Source organism: Desulforamulus aquiferis, assembly GCF_030577015.1.
GTDB classification, from domain to species: Bacteria; Bacillota; Desulfotomaculia; order Desulfotomaculales; family Desulfotomaculaceae; genus Desulfotomaculum; species Desulfotomaculum aquiferis.
This window is the reverse complement of record NZ_JARPTC010000040.1, coordinates 1-10470: the sequence shown is the minus strand read 5'-3', so window position 1 is coordinate 10470 and position 10470 is coordinate 1. Positions and strand designations below refer to the sequence as shown.

Annotated in this window: 7 protein-coding genes; 4 read left to right on the top strand and 3 right to left on the bottom strand. The window is 44.7% G+C overall.

Going from position 1 to position 10470, the window contains the following annotated elements:
- From P6N53_RS18280 to P6N53_RS18270, 3 genes are all read right to left on the bottom strand, one after another.
- Positions 1 to 2039 (bottom strand): efflux RND transporter permease subunit (locus P6N53_RS18280; RefSeq protein WP_304545790.1); only part of this gene is annotated, 2039 nt, incomplete at its 3' end.
- Between the two features lie 2 nt (positions 2040 to 2041).
- Positions 2042 to 3169: an efflux RND transporter periplasmic adaptor subunit gene (locus tag P6N53_RS18275; protein ID WP_304545788.1), complete on the bottom strand. Its 1128-nt coding sequence runs from the start codon at positions 3167 to 3169 to the stop codon at positions 2042 to 2044.
- A 137-nt stretch (positions 3170 to 3306) separates the two neighbouring features.
- Positions 3307 to 5493: a DNA topoisomerase III gene (locus P6N53_RS18270; protein WP_304545786.1), complete on the bottom strand. Its 2187-nt coding sequence runs from the start codon at positions 5491 to 5493 to the stop codon at positions 3307 to 3309.
- A 244-nt stretch (positions 5494 to 5737) separates the two neighbouring features.
- On the opposite strand from P6N53_RS18270, the gene P6N53_RS18265 reads away from it, so the two are divergent.
- The 4 genes from P6N53_RS18265 to P6N53_RS18250 all read left to right on the top strand — a co-directional run bounded on the left by P6N53_RS18265 (position 5738) and on the right by P6N53_RS18250 (position 10304).
- A complete protein-coding gene (locus P6N53_RS18265; RefSeq protein ID WP_304545784.1) occupies positions 5738 to 7264 on the top strand; it encodes a glycoside hydrolase family 26 protein in 1527 nt (508 codons plus the stop codon).
- An 8-nt stretch (positions 7265 to 7272) separates the two neighbouring features.
- Positions 7273 to 8310, top strand: a complete 1038-nt coding sequence (locus P6N53_RS18260) for a GDSL-type esterase/lipase family protein (protein WP_304545782.1) — start codon at positions 7273 to 7275, stop codon at positions 8308 to 8310.
- A gap of 146 nt (positions 8311 to 8456) precedes the next feature.
- Entirely contained in the window at positions 8457 to 8897 is a 441-nt protein-coding gene (locus tag P6N53_RS18255) for a MarR family winged helix-turn-helix transcriptional regulator (protein ID WP_304545780.1), read from the top strand.
- 33 nt (positions 8898 to 8930) lie between these two features.
- Positions 8931 to 10304 (top strand): MATE family efflux transporter, encoded by a 1374-nt coding sequence (locus P6N53_RS18250; protein ID WP_304545778.1) that lies wholly within the window; start codon positions 8931 to 8933, stop codon positions 10302 to 10304.
- Positions 10305 to 10470: the final 166 nt, after the last annotated feature.

Here is a 10470-nt window from a genome sequence, read left to right as displayed (position 1 = left end):
TCGTTGCCTGCTACTAAAATACGCACCGCAGAGCCACCGCCCCCACCCCGTGAGTCAGACTCGGAAACAAATACCCGACCGTCCTTGATGGTACTGCCCAGCTTACGGATATCACCGGCAATCTCCGAGGCTGATTTTTGACGCTGGTTTTTAGGCAGCAGCTGCAGCTCTATTCGTCCTGAGTTTGATCCGGAGGAGCCCCTGCCGCCACCGCCAACCATGGTGTTAAAATACTGGACGTCAGGTATTTTGCCTATCTCTTCTTCCATAGATTGCAGTATTTCATTTGTTTTTTCCAGGGGTGTGCCCACCGGCATTTCCAGGGATACCGTAATGCCTCCCTCATCTGAGCCGGGCATAAATTCCGTACCCACAATTTTTAATGGAATCATGCTCAGGCTGAGCATAAATAGCAGCACAGAAAAGGCAATTACCTTTTTACGATTTTGCAATGACCAATGAAGCAGTGTCATATATTTTTGTTCGATTTTTTGTCCAAAGGGTATGGTAAACTGCCAGAGCAGATCCAGGAATGAGCGCTTACCCGGCTTAATCAAATCCTCCTTGCCCATCTTATACATCAGGGATGCCAGCATGGGGGTCAAGGTAAAGGAAATAAATAGTGAAAAAAGTGTGGCAAAAACAATGGTCAGACCAAATTGGCGAAAGAACTGCCCCACCATACCACTCATGAAGGCTAATGGGGCGAGGACCACCACGTCTGACAGGGTAATGGCTATGGCTGCCATGCCAATTTCCCGGCGCCCCTCGATGGCTGCCTGCCAGGGGGTTTTACCCATTTTAATATGCCGGTGAATGTTTTCCAGAATAACAATGGAATCATCCACCAAGATACCAATACAAAGGGCTAAGCCCATAAGGGACATCATATTGAAGGTAAAGCCGCAGAAATACATCATCATTACTGTGGCCATTAAGGATGTGGGAATAGCCAGCAATACAATAAAGGAGGATTTCCACTGACGGAGGAAGATAAATAAAACTAGGCTGGTGGTGATAATCCCTTCAATAATATTTAATCTGGTACCGTTAACGGATCTTTGAACAAAATCGGAATTATCCCTTGAAATTCTTAGATTTACGCCCTCGGGCAGCTGTTCATTGATAACTGCCAGTTCATTTTTTATGGCGTCTCCTACTGCCACCATGCTGGCGTCACTTTGTTTATAGATTTGCAGGCCTACAGCATTGTTACCGTTTACCCTGCTGTGTACCCGAACTTCCTTATATCCATCTGTAATGGTGGCAATGGCTTTAAGGGGAACAGAGTAGCCCGAGGAGGTGGGTATCTGGATTTCCCCGATTTCCTGCACACTGCGAAACTCACCCAGTACCCGGACATTGTACTCCGCTTCCGGCCTGTCCATACGTCCGCTGGGGTTGTTTAGATTCTCTGCCCTTAGTCTGCTGACTACTTGACTTATGGCTAAGCCATACCCCTCCAGCTTACTTTTATCTATGTCTATGGCTATTTCCCTCTGCTGTCCGCCAAAAACGTTAATCTCGGCAACCCCCGCAACCCTTTGGAGACGCTCTTTGATAACGTCATTACCCAAATCATAAAGCTCGGTCCTGGCGCCATTGCCGCTTAAGGCCAGCATCATTACAGGGGAGGCATTCATATCCCGCTTAATAACCACCGGGTCATCTGCTCCATCAGGCAGTACACGCCGGAGGGTATCCATCTTTTTCTGAACTTCAATGGCCGCCTCATCTGCATTGGCTGTTAATTCAAACTCCAGGTTGATATTTGCCGTTCCCGAGGAGGCAGTGGAGGTTATAGTTTTGAGCTGACTGATGGAGGAAACGGCATCTTCCACAGGCTTCACTATTTGGGTCTCTATTTCCTCTGCCCCTGCACCAGAGTAGGCTACCATAATAGAAACATAGGGGGTATTTATGGCAGGATATAGCTCCACTCCTATGTGCCGGTAGGTATATAACCCCAGTACTACAAATAGCAGGATAACCATTGTCATCATCTTGGGCCGTTTAACGGATAGTTCGGTAATATGCATAGCTACTTAGCCTCCCCATTGCCCTGGGGTTCTTTGGGAGGCCCCCCCTGATTCTGCTGGGTATTTACCTTCATGCCATCCTTCAAGGTTTCAGGATTACTTACTATTACCTTGTCGCCTTTGCTTAAACCGGCGGTGATGCATATATTTTTACCATCCGCCGCTCCTGTTTCTACCACTCTCTCTTTGGCTTCCTCATTCTCTACAACAAATACCTTACTCTTTCCCCCGCTGGCTATTACAGCCTCCCTGGGTATTAAAAGCACCTGCTCCAGTTTGTTTTCCCAAACTACCTCCGCAAACATGCCCGGCTTTAGCTTATGTTCTTGATTGTCCAGCTCAATTTTTATGGGGTAAGCCTTAAGCTTAGGATCCGCAGCCAGGGCAATATTGGCTACAACTCCTGTAAAAAGGTTTTGGGCTACGGCACTTACTTTGACCCCCACCCTTTGACCCTCTGCAAATTTATTTACCTGCTGCTCATTTACATTGATACAGACTACTACCTTGTCCAGATTGCTAATGGAAAAAACCGGGGTTGAGGAGCCGGCCAGTTCTCCCACGTTAATATTTCTGGCAGTCACTATGCCACTTAGGGGAGCCTTGATAATTGCGTCATTATAACGAGCCTGACTTTGGTCCAATGCAGCCCGGGCTACTTTAACTGCAGCCGCCGCCTTTCTAAAGGCACCTTCATAGTTTTCCTCAAAGTCGGTCTTTGACAGCGCCTCTGCCCCTGCCAATTCTTTGCCCCTCTCATATTTACTCAGGGCAAGGTCATATGTAACTACGGCATTTTCCAGGTTAGCTTCGGCTGATGCAACCGCCGCTGCCAACTCCTCTGCCTCCAGGGTCATGAGGGTTTGTCCTATGCTAACTCGGCTTCCCACATCCACCGACAGGGTAGCAACTTTGCCTGAAGTCCTGGCCACCACGTTAGCGGAATTTAGAGCCTCCAGAGTCCCCGACAATGTCATTGTTTCACTTAAAACTCCCTCGTCAACCTCCAGCACCCTGGGGTTAGCCAAACCGGCCTGCCCTTTGTTTTGTTCCTCCTTTGGGGAACAGCCTGCAAAAAACAAAGAGGTTAATGCCATAAGTACCGCCAAATAAATAAAATACCTTTGCATACAAAGCCTTCTTTCTGATCCAAATATTTTCAATAATAGCTCAGTTTTACATTAAATAAAATAAAGAAAATGTAAAAAGAATATGGGAAATTGTGAAAGACAAAACCCACCTTTCTTATGAACGGTGGGTTGCATAATTACTTAAGTTTTAGCTTTGCTAATGCATCGGCAAGGGCCGAGTTTATTGGGCCGTCATCACCCTTTTGCTGCTCCTTGAGGTATTTTGAAACGTCCTTTTTACTCACATTGGTTTTTTCCTTTTCCCTTCTTTCATTAAAAGAGGTAAGCTTTTCTCTATATCCGCACGGACACACAAAGAGCTTTGTCTCTCCCTCTCCATGCATTTCCATTCTCTTGTGACAGTTAGGGCATCTGGCGTTGGTTATCTTGCTTAGACCTATTCTGTGTCCACATTCCCGATCCTGACAAACAAGCATCTTTCCCTTTTTGCCCTTTACCTCAAGCATTCTTTTCCCACAGTCCGGACATTTGCTGCCGGTAAGATTATCGTGTCTAAATTTAGCCTCGCTGTTTTTTATCTCCTGCACAACCGTTTTGGCATAGCCCCTCATTTGGTTGACAAAATTATCCTTTTTGAGTAAACCCTTGGAGATTGCCTCTAATTTCTGTTCCCACTGGGCTGTCAGGGCGGGGGTTCTTAAATCCTCAGGAACCAGCTCCAGAAGCTGCTTTCCCTTTGAGGTTAAAGTTATTTTGTTTCCGTTTTTTTCCATTAGAAAATTATTAAAAAGCTTTTCAATAATATCTGCCCTGGTGGCTACAGTACCAAGTCCCCCGGTTTTACCCAGGGTATCTGCCAGTCCCTTATCCTCTCCCTCCATATATTTGGCGGGATTTTCCATGGCGGCCAACAGGCTGCCCTCGGTAAATGGCTCAGGTGGTTTGGTTTCTCCCCTGGTCTGGCTTAAGGACTTTATCTCCAGCTGGTCTCCATTATTTATCTCTGGCAAAAGTTGTTCTGCGACCGCAGGATCACTTTCCTCCCAGTTTTGATCATAAATCTCTTTCCAGCCCTGGCTAATTACTCTTTTTCCCCTGGCAATAAATAGCTCCTCCCCAATTTGGGCCTTAATGGTTGTTTGCTCATATTCAAAGGGCGGGTATAGGACTGCCAGGAACCTTTTGACAACCAGATCATAGATCTTTCTTTCCTTATCACTAAATTCACTTATTACCACCGATTGTTCCGTCGGTATAATGGCATGGTGATCAGATACCCTATTATTATCAACAAAGTTCTTGTTGATCCTAATGGGGCTCCTTAAAATTTTACTGGTGAATCTAGCGTAGGGTCTGTCCCCGCAGGCCTCTACCCGATCCTTTAGGGTCTCCACTATATCCGAGGATATATAGCGGGAATCTGTCCTGGGATAGGTTAGTACCTTATGCTGTTCATACAGCTTTTGCATAATGGAAAGAGTTTCCTTGGCAGAATAGCCAAAGATCTTATTTGCATCCCTTTGCAGGGTTGTTAAATCATATAGCTGGGGGGGAAAATCTGTCTTTTTGGCCTTATCCACACCAATGACCCTGGCACTTTTGTTTTCTAATGCAGCAACAATTTTATCGCATTTATCCTTTTCAAAGATCCTATGCTCCTTTGTTTTACCATCCTGCCAGGTTAACTTCAATTGGGCAGCAGTGATGGCTGTGATACCGTAAAAGGTCCTTGGTTTAAAGTTGTTAATTTCTTCCTCCCGACGGGCCACAATTGCCAGGGTGGGGGTTTGGACCCTCCCGCAGGAAAGCTGGGCATTATGTTTGCAAGTCAAGGCTCTGGTGGCATTAATTCCCACCAGCCAATCAGCCTCTGCCCTGGCTACAGCGGAGGCATAAAGGTTCTCATAATCCTTACCGCTCCTTAGCTTCTGAAAGCCCTCTTTAATGGCCTTGTCTGTTACGGAGGATATCCAAAGTCTTTTGATTTGCTTTCTAACACCAGCCTTTTCTAATATCCATCTGGCCACCAATTCACCCTCTCGGCCTGCGTCGGTGGCAATCACGATTTCCTTTACATCCTTCCTATTGAGCAGTTCCCTAACAATACTATATTGCCTGCCACTTTGCTTGATAATGACCAGCTTTAAGTGGTCAGGCAGCAGGGGCAGATCTTCCATCCTCCAGGACTTATATTTTTCGTCATAGACCTCGGGATCAGCAAGGGTTACCAGATGACCCAGGGCCCAGGTTACTAGGTATTTATCTCCCTCAAAATAGCCGTTCCCTTTTTTGTTGCAGTGCAGTACCCTCGCTAAATCCCGACCTACCGAAGGTTTTTCCGCTAAAACCACTATTGCAGCCATTAATGGATTACCACCTTATATTTTCTATTTTATAGGTATTATTTCTTGACTAATTCTCCCTTAGTTTAACACGTGTATATTTTTACCTCAACCTAAGGCTATTTTCTTATCCCCAGCAGATTTAAGGATAAAGTCCATCAGGTCAGTTACTTTTCCGATACAGCACGATTTTGCCATTAAAAACCAGGAAATTTATCTTGCTTTGGAGAAATAAGTAGAAACTAAAATAAAGGTGGACTAATTAATGAGAAAAGTATTTTTTTTGGTTCTGCTCTGCTCCCTGCTATTGTTTCCCTCCATTGGTTTGGCAGAGGAATTGGTTACCTATCAAAACGGGGTAGACGGTTATAGTATCAAGTACCCGAACAATTGGCAGCTTGATGACAGTGAAAAGGGTATTGTCACTCGTCTGGTGGCTGAGGATCAGAAATGTATAATAGACATCTTTAATCAACCGCTAAAGGGTATCTCAGCGGATGAGTATGTACTCTTTGGTAATAGAAATATCTTAGAGCAAAAGTACGGGGTTAAACTAATTGCCCATAACCGTACCCCTGTAAACGGCCTCAAAGCCCATCGGCTGATGTGGGTTAGACCAAAGCTGGAAAACCGTCCAAATGACCTCAACTATTACCGTGAGATCAACCTGGTTTTCAAAGATAAGGTCTACACCTTTACCATGAAAACGGATGAGGATAGCTTCGGTAAGTATAGCCCTGTCCTGGACCAGATTTTACAGACCTTTATGGAGGTTAAGCCCTTCGAGAAACCAGTACTTGCTGCCGGAAATTATTCTGCCGGAGATATTAAGCTGTCCGGCCAAAACCTGGAGGTAAATATTCCCCAGGATAAGGTAATGTTCGGTATATTCCACCCCCTCTTCCACCCGAGACTTTACCAGCCAAAGGATTTAGAGGGTTATAAGGATTATGAAGATACCCTGGAGCACAAATTTGAACTGATTATGACCTATACAGAATTTGATAAGAATTTTCCTGAAAAAATGGTCAAGGACACCTATGCCGACGGAAGAATAATGATGCTTACCTGGCATCCCTGGCAGGAGGCCAACATTGATAGCGTACTAATTCCAGATATTGTTGACGGTAAGTTTGATGATTATATAACCCGTTGGGCCAACCAGGTAAAAGAGGTGGGCGAGCCTCTTTTTGTTCGCTTTGCCAATGAGATGAACGGAGACTGGGACCCCTGGTGTACTTGGTTTTTCAGTAAAGATAGGGATCTTTTTGTGGAAGCCTGGCAGCGCATCCATCACATATTTGAGGAGCAGGGGGCAGACAATGCTATATTCGTCTGGAACCCTCACGATCGCTCCTTCCCCGATTTTAAATGGAATGCCCCTGAGCTTTATTATCCGGGAGACGGTTATGTAGATTGGGTTGGTTTAACCTGCTACAATAACGGCACCAGTTATCCCTACGAAACCTGGCGTGGCTTTAATGAGATGTATATACCCATTTATCAAGAATACCTGGCCAAATATCCCAACAAGCCCTTTATGATTACAGAATTCTCTTCCAATGAATTGGGGGGCAATAAATCCCAGTGGATTAAAGAGGCCCTTGGCTCCATGTCCCACTACCCCAATATACGTATAGCTGTTTGGTATGATCAGACTGACGGCAAGAGGCTCTACCGTATCGACTCCACCGCCGCAGCCAAGGAAGCCTTCCGACAGGGCATATCTGACCCTTATTATTTAAAGGATGGGGTTAGCCAGAGGCAGGCCGAGATCCAGGAGGAGAGATGACTTAAACTATGAAAAAACTAATATTGAGTTTGCTCCTGCTATTGCTAAGCTGGCCCGGGTTGGCAGAGGCCAGGTACGAGGCCTGGGGCCAATATGTGGCAAGGTACGAGGAAGAAAATAAGTACCTTAAGCATGAGCTTGGAACCATCGTTTTCCTTGGGGACTCCCTTACAGAATTCTTCCCCTTTGAAGACCTTCGTCAAAGGTATAATATTATCAATCGTGGTATAAGAATGGATGCGCTGGACGATGCCATGGAGAGGCTAAAGCCATCGGTATTGGATATAAAGCCCCATAAGGTCTTTATTATGTTGGGAACCAACGATGTTTGTGCTTACTGGCTCCCCCCAGAGGAGGTTGTGGCCAGGTATAAGCTGTTGCTCACGCAAATTCAGGCTAGTCTCCCAGGCACCCCCGTTATAGTGCAGTCTGTATTATTGACAACTGATAAAAACTACAATGAATATATTCGGCCCATTAATGAAGGACTGTTTAAGGTTTGCAGGGAAATGAACCTGGTCTTTATGGATCACAACACCTCCCTGCAGGATGGAGCGGGCTTGGCCAAAATCTATACTACAGACGGTATTCACCTAAACAAAAGGGGCTATCAGGTATTGACCAGCAACATTAATAGATATCTTGCCAGCCCGGTGGTGGTCCAGTACGAGGGCAAGCTAATCTTCTCCAGGTTAGTTGGTACCGGAGAGGACAGCAGCGTATTGGTGGGTGCGCGCTCCTTTGCCCAGGCCACCGGCTGCTCCCTTGAATGGTCATCTGAATCAAACGAATTGGTGCTACGAAATAAGACCGGGGAATTACTAAGGTGGGAAAATGATACAAACTTCTTCGTCTCCGCTGATGGTGATAATATAGAGTGGTCTGTGGAACCGGTCGCTTTCGAGGAGCAAATCTATCTTCCGCTGGAATCCTTGGCAGAATATTTAGGTTACTCCTTAGAAGTCTCTGAGGATAAAAGGCATATTGAGGTAGTTATAAAAAAGGAGACACTCCCTGAATCGGGGGGTGCCTCCTTTTTTCATTAGACTAGCTTACCCTATTGGTCCATTCTTTTTTGCTTAGTATATTATTAATTTGTAATTATTTCTAATAAACAATATTTGTTGCATAAGCAACCATTCAGGTTTATAATCTATTAATGGTTGCATTTGCAACCAAGGGGGTGCTATCAGTGACCAATGTTTCCTTAGGAAAGTGGATTTCCTTACTCTATCGTTATGGTCAAATTTATATCAACAAAGAACTGGAGCCCTACGGCATTGGCAAAGGGCAGTTTTTGTTTTTAATAGTCCTTTATGAAAGGGATGGTTTGCTTCAGGAGGAAATCGCCCAATGTTTAAATATAGATAAGGGCACTACAGCCAGGGCACTAAGCAAGTTAGAAGCGGCGGGCTATATCGTGAGAAAACCGAATGAAAAGGACCTGCGTTCAAATCATGTTTTCTTAACTCAGCTTGCTAAGGACTTTAAGCCAACGTTGTTTTCTATTATCAAGGGCTGGACTAATATTTTAAGTACTGGTATGACCGAAGAAGAGGTGGAGCAAGCATTCATTCTATTGACTAAGCTAGCCCAAAACGCTGCTGATTACATTCATAAAGATAGATTTTAGAAATTATTGATTTTTATATAGGAGAGATTAATTATGAGACAACATAGTGAACTATTAGGGAAAGAACCAATCCCTAACCTATTGGCTAGATTATCTGTACCTGCTACCTTTGGCATGTTTGTAATGGCCTTATATAACGTTGTAGACACCATTTTTGTGGCCCGGGCTGTAGGCATTGTAGGTGTGTCGGCCATTTCCATTGCCTTTCCTGTTCAAATGATTATTATGGCACTGGCCGGTGCCATCGGTATCGGTGGTGCCTCGGTGATTTCCAGGTTGTTAGGTGAGAAGAAAGCCGATGAGGCAAATCATGTCTTCGGTAATATCATCAGTCTGATTTTAATTGTCAGCATTGCAGGTATTGTTTTGGGCCTAAGTCTATTGACTCCCATCCTCTACCTTTTTGGCGCCAGTGAAACAATGTTGCCCTATGCCCAGGACTATTTAGGGATAATCTTATATGGTACTATCTTTTTCGCCTTCGGTTTTGCCATGAACAACATTGTTCGCTCTGAGGGCAATGCCAAAACCGCCATGATAACTATGCTTATTTCTGCAGGCTTAAATATTATTTTAACGCCAATTTTTATTTTTTCTTTCGGTTTAGGCATCAAAGGCTCGGCCATTGCCACTGTGGTATCCCAGGGAGTTACGGCTGTATATTTAGTATGGTATTTTGCCATGGGAAAAAGCACTTTATCATTTAAACCCTCTTATTTGATACCTAATTTGTCAGTAATCAATAAAATATTATCCATCGGTTCCTCAGCCTTTGTACAACAAGCTGCAGGAAGTGTCATGTTTGTGGCGGCAAACCATATGCTGGTTTCTTACGGCGGTGACCTGGCTGTGGCGGTCTTTGGAATCATTCATAGGATCTTAATGTTTGCCCTCATGCCAATTATTGGTATTATGCAGGGACTCTTGCCCATTGTTGGCTATAATTATGGTGCTAACCTGCATAACCGGGTTAGCGAATCCATTTGGTTGGCCATTAAAACCTCCACAATGGTTATCCTGGTAGGTTTTGTGGCTATTATGCTCTTCCCAAGGGCCATCTTGTCAATCTTTACGCCTGATTTAGCTGCCATTGAAATGGGTGAGACGGCCCTTAGGGTCATGTTTGCCCTTTCTATTACCATTGGTGTCCAGGTGGTCACAGGTGGAGTATTTCAAGCTTTGGGCAAGGCCCGTGCTGCCTTTATCCTGACCATGTCCCGGCAAGTATTGTTTTTAATTCCCTTAATATTGGTGCTACCCCTTTGGTTTAGCCTTGAAGGAATTTGGGTGGCCTTCCCAATAGCGGACCTTCTGTCCTTTGGTCTGACCCTCTGGTTTATCAAGGAGCATCAATCTGTATTTTTCCCAGCAGACAATTTAAGGGTTGCCGAGCCCAATACTAATTAACAAAAGACCTTCTGCTTTTTGATATGCTCCCCTTGTGGTAGACAGTTTAAATAATAAAACTGTCTATTACAAGGAGGAGCTTTTTCATGTCTCATAAGGCCAAAATTTCAGGAGAAGAAAAAATTGCAGCTATTGAAAAATATCTTCGTGGAGACGATTCGCTTAG